This window comes from Citrobacter sp. CK191, assembly GCF_030333435.1.
GTDB classification, from domain to species: domain Bacteria; phylum Pseudomonadota; class Gammaproteobacteria; order Enterobacterales; family Enterobacteriaceae; genus Citrobacter_B; species Citrobacter_B koseri.
The window spans coordinates 213292-234654 of the sequence record NZ_JAOWFX010000031.1; the positions used below are offsets into that span (position 1 = coordinate 213292).

At 53.3% G+C, this 21363-nt stretch carries 17 protein-coding genes and 1 pseudogene; 11 read left to right on the plus strand and 7 right to left on the minus strand.

Annotated features, from left to right (window positions below):
- Window positions 1-329: 329 nt before the first annotated feature.
- The 6 genes from fruB (at window position 330) to OGV82_RS12630 (ending at window position 7665) form a co-directional block, all read left to right on the plus strand.
- Window positions 330-1460, plus strand: coding sequence for a fused PTS fructose transporter subunit IIA/HPr protein (gene fruB, locus OGV82_RS12605; protein WP_101744026.1), 1131 nt, complete (start codon window positions 330-332; stop codon window positions 1458-1460).
- Complete coding sequence (gene fruK, locus OGV82_RS12610; protein WP_012131592.1) at window positions 1460-2398, plus strand: 1-phosphofructokinase; 939 nt, start codon at window positions 1460-1462, stop codon at window positions 2396-2398. Before fruB ends, fruK begins: the two co-directional genes overlap by 1 nt.
- A gap of 16 nt (window positions 2399-2414) precedes the next feature.
- On the plus strand, window positions 2415-4106 hold the full coding sequence (fruA, locus tag OGV82_RS12615) for a PTS fructose transporter subunit IIBC (protein ID WP_101744025.1): 1692 nt from the start codon (window positions 2415-2417) through the stop codon (window positions 4104-4106).
- Window positions 4107-4464: 358 nt separating this feature from the next.
- The gene (locus tag OGV82_RS12620) at window positions 4465-5406 is read left to right on the plus strand and encodes a pseudouridine kinase (RefSeq protein WP_012131594.1); all 942 of its coding nucleotides are present in this window, start codon (window positions 4465-4467) and stop codon (window positions 5404-5406) included.
- On the plus strand, window positions 5394-6329 hold the full coding sequence (locus tag OGV82_RS12625; protein ID WP_012131595.1) for a pseudouridine-5'-phosphate glycosidase: 936 nt from the start codon (window positions 5394-5396) through the stop codon (window positions 6327-6329). The genes OGV82_RS12620 and OGV82_RS12625 overlap by 13 nt, the downstream gene beginning before the upstream one ends.
- Window positions 6330-6414: 85 nt before the next feature.
- Window positions 6415-7665, plus strand: a complete 1251-nt coding sequence (locus OGV82_RS12630; protein WP_047462480.1) for a NupC/NupG family nucleoside CNT transporter — start codon at window positions 6415-6417, stop codon at window positions 7663-7665.
- A 373-nt stretch (window positions 7666-8038) separates the two neighbouring features.
- Here the strand turns inward: OGV82_RS12630 and OGV82_RS12635 are convergent, their stop codons facing one another.
- From OGV82_RS12635 to OGV82_RS12645, 3 genes are all read right to left on the minus strand, one after another.
- Entirely contained in the window at window positions 8039-9133 is a 1095-nt protein-coding gene (locus OGV82_RS12635) for a sugar kinase (protein ID WP_047463977.1), read from the minus strand.
- A gap of 2 nt (window positions 9134-9135) precedes the next feature.
- Window positions 9136-9993 (minus strand): deoxyribonuclease IV, encoded by an 858-nt coding sequence (gene nfo / locus OGV82_RS12640; protein ID WP_047462483.1) that lies wholly within the window; start codon window positions 9991-9993, stop codon window positions 9136-9138.
- Between the two features lie 115 nt (window positions 9994-10108).
- The gene (locus tag OGV82_RS12645) at window positions 10109-11158 is read right to left on the minus strand and encodes a YeiH family protein (RefSeq protein WP_012131604.1); all 1050 of its coding nucleotides are present in this window, start codon (window positions 11156-11158) and stop codon (window positions 10109-10111) included.
- A 119-nt stretch (window positions 11159-11277) separates the two neighbouring features.
- Between OGV82_RS12645 and yieE the strand changes: the two genes are divergently transcribed.
- The 3 genes and pseudogenes from yieE to OGV82_RS22985 form a co-directional block, all read left to right on the plus strand.
- Complete coding sequence (gene yieE / locus OGV82_RS12650) at window positions 11278-12141, plus strand: DNA-binding transcriptional regulator YeiE (protein ID WP_012131605.1); 864 nt, start codon at window positions 11278-11280, stop codon at window positions 12139-12141.
- A 259-nt stretch (window positions 12142-12400) separates the two neighbouring features.
- Window positions 12401-13870, plus strand: coding sequence for a lysine-specific permease (lysP, locus tag OGV82_RS12655; protein WP_012131607.1), 1470 nt, complete (start codon window positions 12401-12403; stop codon window positions 13868-13870).
- A gap of 1 nt (window position 13871) precedes the next feature.
- Window positions 13872-13960, plus strand: a pseudogene (locus OGV82_RS22985) (hypothetical protein); the annotation flags it as partial.
- A 51-nt stretch (window positions 13961-14011) separates the two neighbouring features.
- Here the strand turns inward: OGV82_RS22985 and OGV82_RS12660 are convergent.
- The 3 genes from OGV82_RS12660 to serB form a co-directional block, all read right to left on the minus strand.
- Window positions 14012-15997 (minus strand): ligand-gated channel protein, encoded by a 1986-nt coding sequence (locus OGV82_RS12660; RefSeq protein WP_024130173.1) that lies wholly within the window; start codon window positions 15995-15997, stop codon window positions 14012-14014.
- Between the two features lie 311 nt (window positions 15998-16308).
- Window positions 16309-17631: an MFS transporter gene (locus tag OGV82_RS12665; protein WP_012131609.1), complete on the minus strand. Its 1323-nt coding sequence runs from the start codon at window positions 17629-17631 to the stop codon at window positions 16309-16311.
- Between the two features lie 32 nt (window positions 17632-17663).
- Window positions 17664-18551, minus strand: a complete 888-nt coding sequence (gene serB / locus OGV82_RS12670) for a phosphoserine phosphatase SerB (RefSeq protein ID WP_047462487.1) — start codon at window positions 18549-18551, stop codon at window positions 17664-17666.
- Window positions 18552-18767: 216 nt separating this feature from the next.
- On the opposite strand from serB, the gene OGV82_RS12675 reads away from it, so the two are divergent.
- Complete coding sequence (locus tag OGV82_RS12675) at window positions 18768-20135, plus strand: L-serine ammonia-lyase (protein WP_072025320.1); 1368 nt, start codon at window positions 18768-18770, stop codon at window positions 20133-20135.
- Between the two features lie 4 nt (window positions 20136-20139).
- Entirely contained in the window at window positions 20140-20517 is a 378-nt protein-coding gene (locus OGV82_RS12680) for a helix-turn-helix transcriptional regulator (protein ID WP_024130176.1), read from the plus strand.
- On the opposite strand, the gene fghA is transcribed toward OGV82_RS12680, so the two are convergent.
- A complete protein-coding gene (fghA, locus tag OGV82_RS12685) occupies window positions 20518-21354 on the minus strand; it encodes an S-formylglutathione hydrolase (protein WP_047462493.1) in 837 nt (278 codons plus the stop codon).
- Window positions 21355-21363 lie beyond the last annotated feature (9 nt).

Sequence of the window (21363 nt, forward strand, 5' to 3'; positions counted from 1 at the left end):
TGCTCGTCAGGAAATAAACAGGTGCCCAAATCAAAATCGCCACAAAAAATCAAAATAGCATTTCAGTCTATGAAGGGAAGATGCTGACGGTGCTGAAACAGATCGTTTTACGGGCAATTCACTTCAGCATTTATTACCTGCCTGAATGAAAAGTGTGCTTTATCTCTAAATTCTGTCATCAATTTTACGACTTTACTTGCGTGCTGAAGCAGAAAGCGCAAGACTTCTTGAAACGTTTCAGCGCTATTTTGTTTTTGATTACAAGTCAGATTAGCGCCTTTTTTCTCATGTTAGCTGAATCGTTTCAAGTTCAGCAGGAGAGGAGAACTATGTTCCAGTTATCGGTTCAGGACATTCATCCGGGCGAACAGGCCGGAAACAAAGAAGAGGCCATTCGCCAGGTTGCCGCTGCGTTAGTGCAGGCGGGCAACGTCGCAGACGGCTACGTCGACGGCATGCTGGCGCGTGAGCAACAGACATCCACTTTCCTTGGCAACGGTATCGCCATTCCGCACGGAACGACCGACACGCGCGATCAGGTGCTGAAAACCGGCGTGCAGGTGTTCCAGTTTCCGCAGGGCGTAACCTGGGGCGAAGGGCAAGTGGCCTATGTGGCGATTGGTATTGCCGCCAGCTCCGATGAGCATCTCGGGTTGCTGCGTCAGCTGACGCACGTATTAAGCGATGACTCTGTGGCTGAACAGCTGAAATCCGCCACGACGGCAGAAGAACTGCGCGCGTTGCTGATGGGTGAAAAGCAGAGCGAACAGCTGAAGCTGGATAACGACACCCTGACGCTGGATGTGACGGCCAGCGACCTGGTGACGCTACAGGCGCTGAACGCCGCGCGCCTGAAAGAAGCAGGCGCTGTGGATGCCGCGTTTGTCGCCAGAACCATCAATGAACAGCCGATGAATCTCGGCCAGGGCATCTGGCTGAACGACAGCGCGGACGGCAACCTGCGCAGCGCTATCGCTGTGAGCCGTGCGGCCACGGCGTTTGACGTAGAGGGCGAAGCGGCTGCGCTGCTGGTGACTGTCGCGATGAATGACGATCAGCCCGTCGCCGTGCTGAAGCGCCTTGGCGATCTGCTGCTGAACAATAAAGCTGACCGTTTGCTGAAAGCGGATGCCGCCACCGTGCTGGCGCTGCTGACCAGTGATGAAGCATTGACTGACGACGTGCTGAGCGCCGAATTTGTCGTGCGCAATGAGCATGGCTTACACGCCCGTCCGGGCACCATGCTGGTGAATACCATTAAACAATTTAATAGCGAAATTACCGTGGCAAACCTTGATGGAACCGGAAAACCGGCAAATGGACGCAGTTTGATGAAAGTGGTGGCGTTGGGTGTGAAGAAAGGCCATCGTCTGCGCTTTACGGCGCAGGGCGAAGATGCTGAACAGGCGCTGAAAGCGATTGGCGACGCCATTGCCGCTGGTCTTGGGGAGGGCGCGTAATGAGCAGACGTGTTGCTACTATCACCCTTAATCCGGCATACGACCTGGTCGGTTTCTGCCCGGAGATTGAACGCGGCGAAGTGAACCTGGTGAAAACCACGGGTCTGCATGCGGCGGGTAAAGGCATCAACGTTGCCAGGGTTCTGAAAGATTTAGGTATTGATGTCACGGTTGGCGGTTTCCTGGGTAAAGACAACCAGGACGGTTTCCAGCAGTTGTTCAGCGAGCTGGGCATTGCCAACCGTTTTCAGGTGGTGCAGGGGCGTACCCGCATCAACGTTAAGCTGACGGAAAAAGACGGTGAAGTGACCGACTTTAACTTCTCCGGTTTTGACGTGACTCCGGCTGACTGGGAACGTTTTGTGAACGATTCGCTGAGCTGGCTGGGTCAGTTCGATATGGTCTGCGTCAGCGGCAGCTTGCCGACAGGCGTCAGCCCGGAAGCGTTTACCGACTGGATGACGCGTCTGCGTAGCCAGTGCCCATGCATTATCTTTGATAGTAGTCGTGAAGCGTTGGTGGCGGGTCTGAAAGCGGCGCCGTGGCTGGTGAAACCGAACCGTCGTGAATTAGAAATCTGGGCAGGCCGTAAGCTGCCGGAAATGAAAGATGTGATCGACGCGGCGCACGCCCTGCGTGAGCAAGGTATTGCGCATGTGGTGATCTCTCTCGGTGCGGAAGGGGCGCTGTGGGTGAACGCATCCGGCGAATGGATCGCGAAGCCACCGTCCGTTGATGTGGTGAGTACCGTAGGTGCAGGGGATTCTATGGTTGGCGGTCTGATTTACGGCCTGCTGATGCGTGAATCCAGTGAACATACGTTGCGTCTGGCGACAGCCGTTGCCGCGCTTGCGGTAAGCCAGAGCAATGTGGGCATTACCGATCGTCCTCAGTTGGCCGCAATGATGGCGCGCGTCGACTTAAAACCGTTTAACTGACAGCAGGAGAGGCATAATGAAAACGCTGCTGATTATTGACGCCAATCTCGGCCAGGCTCGCGCTTACATGGCGAAGACCCTGCTCGGCGCGGCGGCACATAAAGCAAATCTGGAAATTATCGACAATCCGAATGACGCAGAGTTAGCCATTGTGTTGGCTGACGCTGTGCCGAACGACAGCGCGCTGAACGGTAAAAAAGTCTGGCTGGGCGATATTGCCCGTGCCGTGGCGCACCCGGAACTGTTCCTCAATGAAGCGAAAGGACACGCGACGCCATACAGCGCGCCGACAGCGGTTGCCGCCCCGGCAGCGGCCAGCGGCCCGAAACGCGTCGTGGCGGTGACGGCGTGTCCGACAGGCGTCGCGCATACCTTTATGGCGGCTGAGGCGATTGAAACCGAAGCGAAAAAACGTGGCTGGTGGGTGAAGGTCGAAACCCGCGGCTCCGTGGGCGCAGGCAATGCCATCACGCCGGAAGAGGTTGCGGAAGCGGATCTGGTGATCGTGGCGGCTGACATCGAAGTGGATCTGGCGAAGTTTGCCGGAAAACCGATGTACCGTACATCAACCGGCCTGGCGCTGAAGAAAACCGCGCAGGAACTGGACAAAGCCGTAGCGGAAGCGACGCCGTATGCGCCTACGGGCAAAGCGCAGGCCGCCGCGACAGAAGGGAAAAAAGAGAGCGCTGGCGCATATCGCCATCTGCTGACGGGCGTTTCCTACATGCTGCCAATGGTGGTTGCAGGTGGGTTGTGTATCGCGCTCTCCTTTGCGTTTGGTATTGAGGCGTTTAAAGAAGAAGGTACGCTGGCTGCGGTGCTGATGCAGATCGGCGGCGGTTCCGCCTTCGCGCTAATGGTGCCAGTGCTGGCGGGATATATCGCGTTTTCCATCGCGGATCGTCCAGGCCTGACGCCGGGTCTTATCGGCGGTATGCTGGCGGTGAGCACCGGATCTGGCTTTATCGGCGGTATTATCGCGGGCTTCCTGGCCGGTTATGTCGCGAAACTTATCAGCACTAAACTAAAACTTCCGCAGAGTATGGAAGCGCTGAAACCGATCCTGATCATTCCACTGATTTCCAGTCTGATTGTCGGTCTGGCGATGATTTACCTTATCGGTAAACCGGTTGCCGGCATTCTGGAAGGGCTGACTCACTGGCTGCAAACGATGGGGACGGCGAATGCGGTACTGCTGGGCGCGATCCTCGGCGGTATGATGTGTACTGATATGGGCGGCCCGGTTAACAAAGCGGCGTATGCGTTCGGTGTTGGTCTGCTGAGTACCCAGACTTATGCGCCGATGGCGGCGATTATGGCGGCAGGCATGGTTCCTCCGCTGGCTCTTGGGCTGGCAACTCTGGTTGCGCGTCGTAAGTTCGACAAGGCGCAGCAGGAAGGGGGCAAAGCCGCGCTGGTGCTGGGGTTGTGCTTCATTACCGAAGGCGCGATCCCGTTTGCGGCGCGCGACCCAATGCGTGTCCTGCCATGCTGTATCGTCGGCGGCGCGCTGACAGGCGCAATCTCAATGTGGGTTGGCGCGAAACTGATGGCGCCGCACGGCGGTCTGTTTGTGCTGCTGATTCCTGGCGCGATTACACCGGTGCTGGGCTATCTGCTGGCGATTGTTGCGGGTACGCTGGTTGCCGGTCTGGCCTATGCGTTCCTGAAACGCCCGGAAGCTGAAGTTATCGCGAAAGCGGCATAATGTAAAACCTTGTGCCGGATGGTGGTGTGAGCGCCTTATCCGGCCTACGGATACCGATCCTGTAGGCCGGATAAAACGCATTAGCGTCGCCATCCGGCATTTTTCTGCCTTTTTTATCCCCCCTATTTTGTGTCCTGGCTCGCAACTTTTTCCTCCCTTGCAAACTGTATCTATAAAAAATTGTGACTCTGTTCATATCTATTCGCTTTGGGGCTTGCGGATGGATTTACTTTATCAAAAACACGCATATCATGAACACATGTTTTAATATGAACATGTGCTCTAATAATCTCGATTGTGGCGGTGGTTATTCTTAACGAACTCATTGTTATGGCAGCTTAATGCCAGAGGACGTTCTATGCGTGAAACGGAATACATAGTGACGATTGGCTCAGCCAATATGGATGTTGCCGGGTATTCGCATGCTTCTTTAAATTATGCGGACTCCAATCCGGGAAAAATAAAATTTACCCCCGGCGGCGTGGGGCGCAATATTGCGCATAATCTGGCGCTACTGGGAAAAAACTCATGGCTACTGACGGCAGTCGGGAGTGATTTCTATGGGCAGTCATTAATGGCGCAAACGAATCAATCCGGTGTGCACGTTGATAAATGTCTGATTGTGCCGGGAGAAAATACGTCAAGTTACTTATCCCTGCTCGACAATACCGGAGAAATGCTGGTCGCCATAAATGACATGAGCATTACCGACTTTATTTCGGCTGAATTTTTATCACAGCATGCTGATTTTATTCGTGGGGCAAAAGTGATTGTCGCCGATTGTAATATCAGCGAAGAGGCACTGAACTGGGTGCTGGAAAATGCGGGCGATGTGCCGGTGTTTGTTGATCCGGTTTCTGCCTGGAAGTGTGTCAAAATTCGCGAGCGACTTGGCAAAATTCACACGCTGAAACCCAACCGGCTTGAAGCTGAAACCCTCAGCGGCATTCCCCTCTCCGGGCGGGAAGATGTCGGGAGCGTTGCGGCATGGTTTCATGAACATGGCCTGAACCGTCTGGTGCTCAGTATGGGTGGCGACGGCGTTTATTACAGCGATATCAACGGCGAAAACGGCTGGTCGCTCCCCATTAAAACCAACGTCGTCAATGTGACCGGCGCTGGCGACGCCATGATGGCGGGACTCGCCGCCTGCTGGATGGACGGCTTACCCTTTATAGATTCGGTTCGATTTGCACAGGGTTGTTCATCAATGGCGCTTGCCTGTGAATATACCAATAACCCTGATTTATCTGTCGCGAATGTTACATCGTTAGTGGAGAACACAGAATGTCTGAATTAACTCTTTCCTCTGAATTATTACAAATTTCGCCAGAAGTACAGGACGCATTAAAGAGTAAGAAACCCATTGTTGCGCTGGAATCAACCATTATTTCCCACGGCATGCCTTTTCCGCAAAATGCGCAAACGGCAATTGAAGTTGAAGAAACCATTCGTAAGCATGGCGCCGTGCCCGCAACCATTGCCATTATTGGCGGTGTAATGAAAGTGGGCCTGAATAAAGAAGAAATTGAATTATTAGGTCGTGAAGGACATAACGTTACAAAAGTCAGTCGTCGTGACTTACCATTTGTGGTTGCCGCTGGGAAAAATGGCGCAACGACGGTCGCATCCACCATGATTATTGCCGCACTGGCCGGAATTAAAGTATTTGCAACCGGCGGTATCGGTGGCGTACATCGTGGCGCAGAACATACGTTTGATATTTCTGCTGACTTACAGGAGCTGGCGCATACCAATGTCACGGTAGTTTGTGCGGGGGCGAAATCAATTCTCGACCTGGGATTAACCACCGAATATTTAGAGACTTTTGGCGTGCCGTTAATTGGCTATCAGACCCAGGCATTACCGGCATTTTTCTGCCGTACCAGTCCGTTTGACGTCAGTATTCGCCTGGACAGCGCGCAAGACATCGCCCGCGCAATGGCGGTGAAATGGCAAACCGGCCTGAACGGTGGTCTGGTTGTGGCAAACCCGATCCCGGAACAGTTTGCGATGGCGGAAGAGAAAATCAACGCGGCGATCGATCAGGCCGTGAAAGAAGCGGAAGAGCAGGGCGTCGTGGGGAAAGAAAGCACGCCATTCTTGCTGGCGCGCGTGGCGGAACTGACCGGCGGCGATAGCCTGAAATCCAATATCCAACTGGTGTTCAACAACGCTGTACTGGCCTGTGAAATAGCGAAGGAATATCAACGCCTCGCCTGATAAAAACGCACGGGCAGAGAGCGGTCGCCCGCGATATCAAACCTGGCTTTCACGCCGGGTTTCCTGGCATGAAGGGAAAATCATTATGGATATAATGAGAAGTGTTGTGGGTATGGTGGTACTACTGGCAATCGCATTTCTGCTGTCAGTGAATAAAAAACGTATCAGCCTGCGTACCGTTGGCGCGGCGCTGGTGCTGCAAATCGCCATCGGTGGGATCATGCTTTATTTCCCGCCGGGGAAATGGCTGGTGGAGCAGGCCGCGCTCGGTGTCCACAAGGTGATGTCCTACAGCGACGCGGGTAGCGCATTTATCTTTGGCTCATTAGTAGGGCCAAAAATGGATGTGCTGTTTGACGGCGCTGGGTTTATCTTTGCCTTTCGCGTGTTGCCGGCCATCATCTTTGTGACTGCGCTGATCAGCTTGCTTTACTACATTGGCGTGATGGGACTGCTGATCCGTATTCTCGGTGGTATTTTCCAGAAAGCGCTGAACATCAGCAAGATCGAGTCGTTCGTTGCGGTCACTACCATTTTCCTCGGGCAAAACGAGATCCCGGCGATTGTTAAGCCGTTTATCGACCGTCTAAATCGTAATGAACTGTTTACCGCCATTTGTAGCGGCATGGCTTCAATCGCCGGTTCGATGATGATCGGCTATGCCGGAATGGGGGTGCCGATTGATTATCTGCTGGCGGCGTCCTTAATGGCGATCCCTGGCGGCATTCTGTTTGCCCGTATGCTGAGCCCGGCGACGGAAGAATCGAAGGTGACGTTTGAAAATCTGTCATTTACCGAAACGCCGCCAAAAAGCATCATCGAAGCGGCGGCCAGCGGCGCGATGACCGGGCTGAAAATCGCCGCCGGTGTGGCGACGGTGGTGATGGCGTTTGTGGCGATTATCGCGCTGATTAACGGCATCATCGGCGGCGTTGGCGGCTGGTTCGGCTTTGGTCACGCCACGCTAGAAGGGATCTTCGGCTGGGTTTTAGCGCCGCTGGCCTGGATTATGGGCGTGGACTGGAGCGATGCGACGCTTGCCGGTAGCCTGATTGGGCAAAAACTGGCGATTAACGAGTTTGTCGCTTACCTCAACTTCTCTCCGTATCTGCAAGCTGCCGGTACGCTGGATGTGAAGACGATAGCGATCATCTCTTTCGCGTTGTGTGGCTTTGCCAACTTTGGTTCGATTGGCGTGGTGGTGGGCGCGTTTTCTGCGATTGCGCCGCAGCGTGCGCCGGAAATCGCTCAGCTAGGTTTACGGGCGCTGGCGGCGGCAACGCTCTCTAACCTGATGAGTGCTACTATCGCGGGGTTCTTTATCGGGCTGGCGTAGTTGTAGTAGACGATTTTGCCGGATGGCGGCTTCGCCTTATCCGGCCTACAGTAACGCACTCCGTAGGCCTGATAAGCGCAGCGCCATCAGGCATATCCGACCCACAGTGACGCAACCCGTAGGCCTGATAAGCATAGTGCCATCAGGCATATCCGACCCACAGTAACGCACCTCGTAGGCCTGATAAGCGCAGCGCCATCAGGCATATCCGACCCACAGTAACGCAATTCGTAGGCCTGATAAGCGCAGCGCCATCAGGCATATCCGCCCCACAGTGACGCACTCCGTAGGCCTGATAAGCGTAGCGCCATCAGGCATATCCGACCCACAGTGACGCACTCCGTAGGCCTGATAAGCGAAGCGCCATCAGGCATTATGCCAGGGTTGTTTTCAGCAGATAAAGCGCGTTATCGGCGGAGAGGGTGGGGTTGTTAATACTGATGCTGGCGCGCGATAACGCCGCGCAGGCCATCGCGAAATTCGCGCTATCGCGAAAATCACTTCCCTCCAGAAAGCTGTAGAGCAACCCGGCCATGAAGCCATCATCCGCGCCGAAGCTGTCCACGCGGGTGTGAGGCGGCGGGGTGAGTAAAAACTGCTCGCCGTTTTTCTCGCTACAAAAGACCGCTTCATCTTCCAGGCAAACGAAGATTCGCTGTACGCCTTGCTGATGCAGGTCATTGACGGCCTGTACACGGTCGGCATCGGAACGCACCGCTTTTCCCCACAGAATCTCCAGCTCTTTTTGCGTGGGTTTTAACGTATGAATGCGTGAATACCAGGTCCTGATTTTTTCCGCTTTGAACTCTGAAACGGTATCAATAAAGACCGGGATTTCATCCGCAATGGTAAAGACCCATTCGATGGCTTCTGGCGTCAGGTTGCAGTCCGCCAGCACCACGCCAGCGTGACGGATCAGATCCCGCGAGCTATTCAGCAACTGCGGCGTCAGCTGTTGCAGAATGTGGGTGTCGTTAATCGCCAGCACTGTCTCTTCCTGCTGGTTGGCGATGGACAGATAGGTTGAAGTGTTATGCCCATGCAGACGGATACAGCTGGAGATGTTCACACCAGCCTGACGAGTCTGCTCCAGCAGCGTTTCACCATAAAAGTCGCTACCGACCGCAGAGAGCAAATGCACATCGCGACCCAGTAGCGCCAGATTATGCGCAATATTGCGCCCCACGCCGCCAGCAGAACAGTGAATGCTGCCAGGGTTGGAAGCCGCCTGCGGATAATGGATATCCGCCACGCCGCGAATATCCATATTGATCGCCCCGACCACCACGCAATACTCCTGCTCGGTGAGGATATAGCCTTTGCCTTTGATCATCCCTTTGCGCATCAGATCCATAATATGGGCCGCCACGCGTGAGCGACTGATCTGCAAAATATCAGCGATTTCATTTTGCTGAATGAGCGGATTGCGGCGCAGGATCTTGAGGATCTGCTTTTCCCTGTCGTTCATCATTACGCAACCACCTTTGCCGTTTGCTGCGCTTTCAGCCAGGCAATCTCTTCTGCCCAGATATCCGGGTTGATGGTTTCCAGAATCAGCGGAATACCGTCAAAACGATCGTCCTGCATAATCCAGCGAAATGCATCATGACCAATGTTGCCTTCGCCCAAACTGTGGTGACGGTCAACGCGGCTGCCAAAGGCGCTTTTCGCGTCGTTCAGGTGCATGCCGCGCAGGTATGTAAAGCCCACAACACGCTCAAAGTCGGCGAATGTTTTTTCACATTCGCCGGTGGTACGCAGATCGTAACCGGCCGCGAACGCGTGACAGGTATCAATACAGACGCCCACGCGGGACTTATCTTCCACGCCGTCGATGATGGCGGCGAGATGCTCAAACCTGAATCCCAGATTGCTCCCCTGACCCGCAGTGTTTTCAATGACTGCCGTGACCCCTTGCGTTTTCTCAAGGGCAATGTTGATCGACTCTGCAATTCGCGCCAGACATTCCTCTTCCGGGATTTGCTGTAAATGGCTACCCGGGTGGAAATTGAGCAGCGATAGCCCCAGTTGCTCACAACGCTGCATTTCATCAATAAACGCATCGCGCGATTTTTCCAGCGCTTCGCTGACAGGGTGCCCGAGGTTGATCAGATAGCTGTCGTGGGGAAGGATCTGCGCAGGCGAATAGTGGTATTTCTCGCAGGCGGCCTTAAAGTCATCAATGATTTGGGCAGTGAGCGGCGCGGCGCGCCATTGACGCTGATTTTTCGTGAACAGTGCAAATGCGGTTGCGTCAATTTCTGCGGCGCGAATTGCAGCGTTGGCTAACCCGCCAGCGGCGCTGACATGCGCTCCGATATATTTCATGGAAGACTCCTGTTAAACCCGCTATACACATTATTCTTCAGGTTTGAATAATGTCGTGTATTCGAAAAAAATACTCTCCAATGATAGCGGGTTAACAGGGGCAAAATGTAGTGCTTTATGCGATAAGATGGTGAATCAGTACGTTAATCACGCCGCCGCCAACAATCAGCCAGACAAACAGCACCAGCGCCATCAGTAACGGTTTCGCCCCGGCTTTCTTCAGCGCGCTGACGTGCGTTGTAAGGCCCAGCGCGGCCATTGCCATCGCCAGCAGAACCGTATCCAGCGTAATCAACATGTTTACCACCGCCTGCGGCAGCAGATGGAACGAGTTAACGATTGCCACTACGATGAACAGCACCGCAAACCACGGGATGGTGATTTTGCTTTTCTCCGCGCCCGTCGCCGGAGAAAGTTGTTTCACGCGGGCGGCCAGCAGAATCAGAAACGGCGCCAGCATCATTACGCGCAGCATTTTGGCAATCACCGCGGCGTTTTCCGCGTCCGGGTTAATGGCGTGTCCGGCGGCAACGACCTGGGCTACTTCATGCATGGTCGAACCAATATAGATGCCGTAGGTTTCCGGGCTGAACCAGTGCGCCAGCAGCGGATACATTGCCGGGTAGAGGAAGATTGCCAGCGTACCGAAAATCACCACCGTCGCGACGGCCACCGTAACTTTACTGGCCTCCGCTTTAACGACGGGCTCCGTTGCCAGCACTGCCGCCGCTCCGCAAATGCTGCTTCCGGCGCCAATCAGCCAACTGGTGTGCTTGTCCAGACCAAACACTTTCTGCCCGAGGAAACAGGCGAGTAAAAAAGTGCTGGAGAGCGTCAGTACATCAATCACAATCCCGCTGACGCCCACGTCTGCAATCTGTGAGAAGGTGAGGCGAAACCCGTAGAGAATGATCCCCAGGCGTAATAGATGTTGTTTAGCGAACAGCACGCCGCCGTCACAGCTTTTCCAGATTTGCGGATACACCGTATTGCCGATGACCATTCCCAGTAAGATGGCTAAGGTGAGGGCGCTGAACCCGGCTCCCGCGACGGCTGGAATAGATCCACCCCACAGGGCGGCCCCTGTGATAACTGCGCTCAGGGCAAGCCCCGGTATAAAATGCCACACTGTACGATGGTGATTCTGTAAGGTGAGTTCTGTCATAACCTTCTCCTCTATATGGGTAAAATGTTATGGCGAACTGGTTTAAAAATAAAATTGATTATATATTTATAATTAATCTTTATAAGTGGTAAGCGACGGCCTGCCAGTGGAAAACAACAATGCATATCACGCTACGACAACTAGAAGTTTTTACTGAGGTGCTAAAAAGCGGCTCGACGACCCAGGCATCTGTCATGCTGTCGCTGTCGCAGTCGGCCGTAAGCGCGGCATTGACCGATCTGGAAGGTCAGCTTGGCGTACAGCTATTTGACCGCGTCGGAAAACGGCTGGTGGTTAATGAACACGGGCGCTTGCTGTACCCGCGCGCGCTGGCGCTGCTGGAGCAGGCTGTCGAAATTGAGCAACTGTTTCGGGAAGACAATGGCGCAATCCGCGTTTATGCCAGTAGCACCATCGGTAATTACATCCTGCCTGCGGTAATTGCCCGTTACAGGAAAGACTTTCCCGATCTGCCGCTGGAACTTAGCGTGGGCAACAGCCAGGATGTCATTACGGCGGTGCTCGATTTTCGGGTAGATATCGGCCTGATTGAAGGCCCGTGCCACAATACTGAGATTATTTCTGAGCCGTGGCTGGACGATGAGCTGGTGGTGTTTGCCGCACCGTCCTCGCCGTTGGCGCAAGGGCCGGTAACGCTTGAACAACTTGCCGCCGCGCCCTGGATACTGCGCGAGCGCGGTTCCGGTACGCGTGAGATTGTTGACTACCTGTTGCTTTCGCACTTGCCAAAATTCGAAATGGCGATGGAGTTGGGTAACTCCGAAGCGATCAAACACGCCGTGCGTCATGGTCTGGGCATCAGCTGCCTGTCGCGGCGGGTTATTGAGGAACAGCTTCAGGCGGGAACGTTGAGTGAAATCGCGGTGCCTTTGCCGCGCCTGGTGCGAACCCTGTGGCGAATCCACCATCGCCAGAAACACCTTTCCAATGCCTTACAGCGTTTTCTGCGCTACTGCGAATAAGCGTCCTTTGCCGGATGGCGGCGTAAACGCCTTATCCGGCCTACAAACTCGACGCTTTATCCGGCCTACAAATGTCGATCCTGTAGGCCTGATAAGCGTAGCGCCATCAGGCGAATGTCTTAACGTCTATCCGATCTACACTTTACTTATAATCCGCGGCCAGTCATGAAGGTCTCTTATAACTGCGCATTTGTGCCGGAAGGATGGCGTTTCGTCTGCTACAATCGCGCCTCATTTTTTGGATGGATAGCATTTTCACATGGTTTCCGAAACTAAAACCACAGAAGCGCCCGCGTTACGTCGCGAATTAAAGGCGCGTCACCTGACAATGATCGCCATTGGCGGTTCCATCGGTACGGGTCTTTTCGTTGCATCTGGTGCAACCATTTCTGCGGCGGGTCCAGGCGGCGCGCTGTTTTCTTATATCCTGATCGGTCTGATGGTCTACTTCCTGATGACCAGTCTCGGCGAACTGGCGGCGTATATGCCGGTATCCGGTTCATTTGCGACTTACGGTCAGAACTATGTTGAAGAAGGCTTTGGCTTCGCGCTTGGCTGGAACTACTGGTACAACTGGGCGGTGACCATCGCCGTAGACCTCGTGGCCGCACAGCTGGTGATGAACTGGTGGTTCCCGGATACGCCGGGTTGGATCTGGAGTGCGCTGTTCCTCGGCGTGATCTTCCTGCTGAACTACATCTCGGTCAGAGGCTTTGGCGAAGCAGAATACTGGTTCTCGCTGATCAAAGTGGCGACCGTCATTATCTTTATCATCGTGGGCGTCATGATGATCGTCGGCATCTTCAAAGGGGCGCAGCCAGTGGGCTGGAGCAACTGGACGACCGGCGATGCGCCGTTTGCCGGGGGTTTTGCGGCGATGATTGGCGTGGCGATGATCGTCGGCTTCTCCTTCCAGGGGACGGAACTGATTGGTATCGCGGCGGGTGAGTCTGAAGATCCAGAGAAAAACATTCCGCGCGCGGTGCGTCAGGTATTCTGGCGTATCCTGCTGTTCTATGTGTTCGCGATCCTGATTATCAGCCTGATTATCCCGTATACCGACCCGAGCCTGCTGCGTAACGATGTGAAAGACATTAGCGTCAGCCCGTTCACTCTGGTGTTCCAGCATGCGGGTCTGCTTTCCGCTGCGGCGGTAATGAACGCGGTTATCCTGACGGCGGTGCTGTCGGCGGGTAACTCCGGGATGTACGCGTCTACCCGTATGCTCTACACCCTGGCCTGTGACGGTAAAGCGCCGCGTATTTTCGCGCAGCTGTCACGCGGCGGCGTTCCGCGTAACGCGCTGTATGCGACGACGGTAATTGCGGGGCTTTGTTTCCTGACGTCGATGTTTGGCAACCAGACGGTATACCTGTGGCTGCTGAATACCTCCGGGATGACGGGCTTTATCGCCTGGCTGGGGATTGCCATCAGCCATTATCGTTTCCGCCGTGGCTATGTGTTGCAGGGTAACGATGTGAAAGATCTGCCGTATCGTTCTGGATTCTTCCCGCTGGGGCCGATCTTTGCGTTTGTGCTGTGTCTGACCATCACGCTGGGGCAGAACTATGAAGCCTTCCTGAAAGACACCATTGACTGGGGCGGCGTAGCGGCAACCTATATCGGGATTCCGCTGTTCCTGGCTATCTGGTTTGGCTACAAGCTGACAAAGGGAACGCACTTTGTTCGCTACAGTGAAATGCACTTCCCGGAGCGTGTGAAGAAATAACCTGGTGCCTGATGGCGCTGCGCTTATCAGGCCTACAGGAGCGACATTTGTAGGCCGGATAAGGCGTTTACGCCGCCATCCGGCAGGTAAAATAAAAAAGCCCCGGCATTCATCATGCCGGGGCTTTTTGTTGTACTGAACTTAGAAGTTATAAGTCAGGCCAACCGTGTAACGACGACCGTCGAGAATGGTATCGTAAGTCTCGTAATCGATCTGTTTGTCCAGAACGTTATACACGCCCGCAGTTAACAGCAGATTTTTGTACGCGTAATAACGCACACCAACATCAACCTGCGTATAAGACGGCGTTCCCTGGGCCATTGAAGTACGGCTCAGGTATTCGGAGGTCTTGCCGCGGAAGTTCAGACGGCTCCAGAAGCCAACATCCTGCGTTGCCTGCCAGTCCAGCGTGGTATTGAACATATGCTTCGGCATTTTATTCAACGGCTTGCCAGAGAACTGGCCGCTTTTCTGCTCAGATTCGGTATAGGTGTAGTTCGCCGTCCAGTTGAGATCGCGGGTGATCTTCCAGCCAAAGGTGGACTCCACGCCGCGCATATTGGCTTTATCAACGTTGACGCGATCGCTGACAAAGTCGTATTTCTCACCACCAATAGTACAGGCCGGATCTGAACTGCTGTTGCAGCGACGCACTTCAGTTATCTTATCTTTGAAGTCGGTATTGAACAGCGTCACGCCAGCGTTAAGGTTATCTCCGTTATCCCACAGCAGGCCCAACTCTTCGCTCAGGCTCTTTTCTGGTTTCAGGTCTGCGTTACCGACAATAATACCGTTCAGACGACCGCCGCCGGTAATCTGTCCCCAGGTCGGGGAGGACTGGCGCAGATCCGGTGCGCGGTAGCCCGCAGAGACGCCGCCTTTTAAGGTCCACTGATCGGTAAGATGCCATACGCCATAGCCACGCGGCGTCCAGTTGTCGCCATAGTTTTCATCTTTATCCATACGGATACCGCCGGTCAGCGTAAAGCTGTCGGTCATCGCCCACTCATCTTCAGCAAACAGCGCCCAGCTCCAGCGGGTCAGCTTGTTCACGTCTTCGTAGGCTTTTAACTGGTTGCCGTTATCGCTCAGTTTCTCGTAACGATACTGCCCACCTAATGTCAGGGTATGCGCGCCGAGGAAGATCTGGTTCTGGTTATTAAAGATGGTGTTGTAAGACTTCATCTGGCGACCGGGGTTGTTGGTCTCTTCCTGCTGAATGTAGCTGGTGGTGTTGAAGTCGTCGTAATAACCGCTGTGGGTTAAGGAATAGGTGGTGTGCTCATAGCGGTTTTCGCTTTTGCTGTTTGGCTTACAGCTACCGTTGCGGCAGCTTTCTTCTGCCATTGACTTGCCTGGCGTACTGTCGCGATCCTGCAATTCACGCGCGATGTCGAAGTCAAAATCGTTTTTATCATCCGGCGTAAAGTTAAGCGTTAAAGCCCCGTTGCGCAGGCGCTGCTCGTTGTAGCCATTGACGATTTTGTCTTCCGCACGGCGAGAGAGCAGCCCGGTCACTTTCGCCCCCAGCAATCCGTCAATCAGCGGGCCGGACGCATAAGCGTTGGTCTGGTACAAATCACCGGAGTCCCTGTCTTCCTGGAAGGTGGCGTCGCCATGCAGGGAGCCGGTCCAGCCTTTCGTGTTGGACACTTTTTTGGTGATCACGTTAATGACGCCACCCATCGCATCTGAACCGTAAAGCGATGACATTGGCCCGCGAATAACTTCAATACGCTCGATCGATTCCAGCGGCGGCAGCCAGCCTTGCTCGATCCCGGAATTATCGCTGTTCGGACGCGTGCCGCGCGTGCTGATGCGCTTACCGTTGACCAGGAACAGCGTGTATTGCGAAGCCATCCCGCGGATGCTGATATCGCTACTGCTGCCGCCGCCGGTAACGACGACTCCGGGCACATCTTTCAGCGCATCGGTGACATCGCGATAGGCTTTGTCTTCGATCTGCTGTTTGGTGATAACGGAGATAGACGCGGGGGCGTTCTGGATTTTCTGCTCAAATCCCGTGGCGGTAACAACGACGGTGTCCTGATCGGCAGCATAGACGAGCGATGGGAGACACGCTGCGCATACTGCGGCAGCGATAGCCTTAACGTGAGGTATGGTCATTTTTGTCATTCCATTAAATGAGTAAAACTGCGAGCCATGAAAAAAGGCCATGACAACGGTATGTATTTGTCTTTTAAGTACTCTTTGCGGTGAATAAGCGGGACGAATTGTACAAAAGAATGAATATTTGTAAACACAAATGATAATTGAAATCATTTGTGTTTAATTGTTTTTCACGGAAAGGGATTTCAAATCAATAAGATGGCGGATCGTAAATGTGAGGAAATTTTGAAGAAAAAATGGAGAAATGAAGGATGAAAAGGAGGGCAGATACCCTCCGTTGTTACGTTATGGCAATAGATTATCGTTTTTTACAGACGATGGAGACGAGAAAGTAGCGCCAGGGAGAGCGTGGTTAATAAAATAGCGATGAAGGCGTAAATATAGACGCCAGACCATTCCCAGCTATTTTTCACCAGAATGACCGGTACGCCGGCCATTGCCGCGCCAACATAACTGAATAATCCCCGGAAACCGGTAATAGAACCCGCAGCATCTTTGTGAGTAACGTCCAGGCAGCCGACGGCAAAAAGCATATGCGGCCCGTACAGTGCAAATCCCATGATGGTGAAAAGTACGGCGGTGATGGTGTAAGAGGTATCCTGCACCAGTGGGATAAGCACGATGCATACGCAGAGCATTAAGGCGAAGATTAACCCCGTCATCCAGCGGTTGCTTTTAAACATAAAGTCTGACAAATATCCGGCCAGCAGTCCCCCTGCCAGCCCGCCAGCTTCGAACCACGAGATAATGGAGTTTGCTTTAATCAGGCTCCAGCCGTGTACCTGCGAGTAATAGATTTGCGGCCAGTCATTGAGAATAGTGCGCGCAATATACACGGACATATCGCCTACGATGATGATCCATACCAGTGGGTTGGTCAGAATGTATTTAACGAACACCTGCCAGAAGCTCAGATTGACCGGGCTGGCTTTTACCTGTGCAAGCTCGGTAGGGTCGTTACGCCATTCGCCGACATTGGGTAGCCCGAGGGTGCCGGGACGATCCTGAATCGTAAACAGCGCGACAACCCCCATCAGAAGGGAAATGACTCCAGGGACATAGAAGCCCATTTTCCAGCTGCCGCTAAAGGCAATGGCGAAGCTGGTGAGCAGCGGGGCAAGGCTGCCGCCAATGTTATGCGCTGCTTCAACGATTGCCCACCAGCGCCCGCGTTCGTTTTTTGAGAACCAGGAGGCCATAATTTTCGCCATTGGCGGGAAGCTGGTGCCCTGGAGAATCGCATTGAGGCTGTACAATACGTAGAACGCCGCGACGCTATCGGAAAAGCCAAAGAGAATATTGACGATGCCGACGCCAATCAGCACCGGGCCGGTCATGGCTTTAGGGTTAATTTTATCAACCAGCATGCCGCCAACAAACTTCATGGAACCATAAAGAATGTAAAAAATGGAGGACATGATGGCGAAATCTTCTGCGGTTAGCGACGTATCCGCCAGCATGGCTGGCATCGCAGCAGAAAAGTTTTTACGGGTCAGATAGAATACGGCATAAGAGATAAATACCGAGGTGATGATCTCTGTGCGAAATTTTTTATAAGTATGATCAATCTCTTTTTTCGCGTTCATAACAGGCCGATCGGCCTGACTGAAAATAAATGCTTTTATGTTCATCGTGAGTTTCCCTTCCGGCGACGGAAATGTGGTTATAATTCATCTTCAATAAAGAACAGAAGTGATTCGAATCCATGAAAATTAATCTGGTGATGGATTGTTTCTCTGACAACGGGTTTTGCCCGCCACGCGATACCGGTTCCCGCGTACGTTAGCATCGGCAGATCGTTTGCGCCGTCGCCGCAGGCAATAATGTTGTGTACAGCGAGGTTGAGTTGTGTTGCCAGCGCAGAGAGCGTTTGCCGCTTTTTCCCGGCATTCATGATCGGGAAGGTAATATTGTCCGTCAGGACGTTATCTTTTATTTCAACCGTGTTGGAAAAGGCGTAGTCGAGCTGATACTTTTCTTTCAGTCGTTGGGTGAAAATATCCAGACCACCGGAAATAATGGCCGTTTTAAACCCTTTGTTTTTCAGTACCGGCAACATAGCGGCAAGGCCGGGGGAAATCGTCATTCGATCGCAAACGGCATTGAGGACATCACAGTGCGTGCCTTTTAGCATGCGAATACGGCGGGTAAAACTGGTGTCGAAATCTACTTTCCCTTCCATCGCCTGTTGGGTCATCTCCGCGATTTGCGCAGAGATGCCAAGCGTGTGAGCGATTTCATCCACGCCTTCCTCTTCAATAAACGTTGAGTCCATATCAAATGCAATCAGTCCCTTTGTGGGGATGCTCTGAGGTTTGACAAAAAAATCAAACTGCAATTGCAGTGATGCAGCGCGTAATTTCTGATAAATAGCCTGCGTCAGCATTTCATCGGGTAGCGTAAGTTTTAAATAATCCTTATTGATTAATGCCAGATGCCGACGCTCTAATAAATAATGACATTGCATTGCGTGAGAACGAAGAAAATCATTATATAACCACGCCTGAAGTTGCTCTGTGTTTGTTGATGTGACGAAGTAAGTTATTGCCATCATGTTGCTCCTTTACATTGCGCTTTATTATAATGGGCGGCGTTTGTTTCTTGTGCGTCGTGCTATCACAGATATGAATGTTAAAGAAAAGATAAAATGGTATTGTTTTTAATACCTGATAATGAATAAGCATGAAAAGTATCATTTTTAATATGTTGATTACGGTATATTATCGCCATCCCACCCTGCGCTTTTTTTAGGAATACATATATAAAAATGGAAAGTTGCGTTGATATATTCAAAATTGTGATAGGTCCATCCAGTTCAAGAACCGTGGGGCCAATGCGTGCGGCTTGCAATTTCATTTCGCAGCTAAAACGGCAGGATACGCTGCCGTTACTCAGGAATATTGAAATTGAATTGTTTGGCGCATTATCGTTAAGCCGTAAATGCCACAATGTTGATGCCGCGCTTTATCTGGGGTTGCTGGGAAATCAGCCGGAGAAGGTGGATTTACGTATGCAACTGACCGCCATCAGGCGTGCGGAAAATGACGGTATGCTTGACGTGCCAGCCCCGGCGAACAGTACGGTGACAGTGGCGGTGAAAATTATTGCGAATCACCATGCGCATCCCGGACATCCTTATGCGATGACCTTTCGCGCCAAAGATGATTACTTTACGTTATACGAGGAGACGTGGTTTTCGACCGGCGCCGGGCAGGTACGAAAATACGGTGAGTCTGCGCCCGTGGCGACAGATCAGACACGCGCCTCTCCCTTTGCCTTTCGCAACGCCGCGCAGTTGCAGACGCTGTGCCAACGCAACGGGCTTTCCGTTGCGGCGCTGATGATGAAAAATGAGCTGAACAGCCATTCTCAGCCCTCATTACAGCGCTATTTAACGCAGGTCTGGGAGGTTATGAAGCAGGCCGTTCACCGTGGCCTGCATACCGAAGGGCTGCTTCCCGGCCCTTATCAGATCCCGCGTCGGGCCTGCGCATTGCATAAATCGTTGTGTATGAAGCCTTCGGCAGCGGATTTTCTGACGACCCTGAACTGGGTTAACGTGTTTGCTATTGCCGTGAGTGAAGAGAATGCGGCAGGCGGGCAGATTGTCACGGCGCCGACGAATGGCGCAAGCGGCATTATTCCGGCGGTACTAAGCTGGTACGATAAGTTTGTTTGTCCGCTGGACGCGGGCGCCATCACCCGTTTTTTTCTTACGGCAGGTGCCGTCGCGCTGTTGTTTAAACAGAATGCGTCGATTTTAGGATCGGAAGTGGGATGCCAGGGGGAAATCGGCGTCGCATGTTCGATGGCGGCGGCAGGGCTGGCGGAGCTGATGGGCGCATCCGTCGGGCAGGTATTAAGCGCTGCGGAAATTGCGATGGAGCACCATCTGGGGTTGACCTGCGATCCGGTTGGCGGGCAGGTACAAATTCCCTGTATAGAAAGAAACGCCATCTCTGCCGTAAAAGCCATTAATGCGGCGACGATGGCGATGAGCCGCATCAGCGAGCCCTGTATTTCTCTGGATGAAATTATTGCCGCCATGTATGAAACCGGCAAAGACATGAGCGCAAAATATCGCGAGACTTACCACGGATGCCTCGGAAAAATTCAGCCAAGAAAAAGGTGCTAGTACATTGAAATACCAAACAATGAATAATGACGAGATCGTCTGGTCGCTCTGCGCGCGTATCAAGGAAACGCGGATTTCCCTGTCTATGACGCAACAGCAGCTTGCCGATCGCGCGCAGGTAGGCATCGCGACGATCAAGCGTATTGAGAAAGGCGCTGGCCTGAACCTCGATACGCTGATTTCTCTCCTGCGCGCGCTTGATAAACTGCACAATCTGGATGCGATTTTGTTTGAATCAGAAATGCGCAATTTTAGCGAGAGCGAGAGTGCCGGGCGACTTCAGATTCGCCAGCAGGTTGCTGATTTAAACCGGAAATCGTCTGCGCCGCAAGCCGATGACAATAACGATATTGCGGCGCTGGAAAAAGCCGTGTACTGGTGATCAGCTCAGCAGATGCTGTGCATGGAAGCGCAGATGATCCTCAATAAACGAGGCGATAAAGTAATAACTGTGGTCGTAGCCCGGTTGAATACGTAACGTCATCGGCCAGTCCTTCTGGCGCGCGGCTTCGGCCAGTACCGCCGGTTGTAACTGATCGGCGAGGAACTGATCGTTATCGCCTTGATCAATCAGCGTTGGAATGGCGTGTTCCGGCTGGCTGGCGAGCATCAGCGCGCAACTGTCCCACTCAACCCAGGCCGATCTCTCTTCCCCCAGATAGGCCGTAAACGCTTTTTCTCCCCACGGTACGCGGCACGGATTCACGATGGGCGCAAAGGCGGAAACGCTGGTGTATTTCCCCGGATTTTTCAGCGCCATGATCAATGCGCCGTGTCCGCCCATTGAATGTCCGCTGATCGCGCAACGTTCACCCACGTTAAACTGCGACTGGATCAGCGCCGGGAGTTCATCGCGCAGGTAGTCGTACATGCGGAAATGCGCGGCCCAGGGCTGCTGCGTCGCGTTGAGATAGAATCCCGCGCCTTTACCTAAATCATAACCTTCGTCGTCGGCGACCTGTTCGCCGCGCGGACTGGTGTCCGGCATCACCAGCACAATGCCCAGTTCGGCGGCAATGCGTTGCGCACCGGCTTTGGTGGTGAAGTTCTCATCATTACAGGTTAACCCTGACAGCCAGTACAGCACCGGAGGCGGCGTTGTACTGCGGGGCGGCGGGAGAAAGATGCTGAATGTCATGGCGCAATTCAGCGTGGTGGAGTCGTGTCGCCAGCGTTGCTGCCAGCCTTCAAAACAACGGTGCTCTTCGAGCATATCCATGCGTGGCTC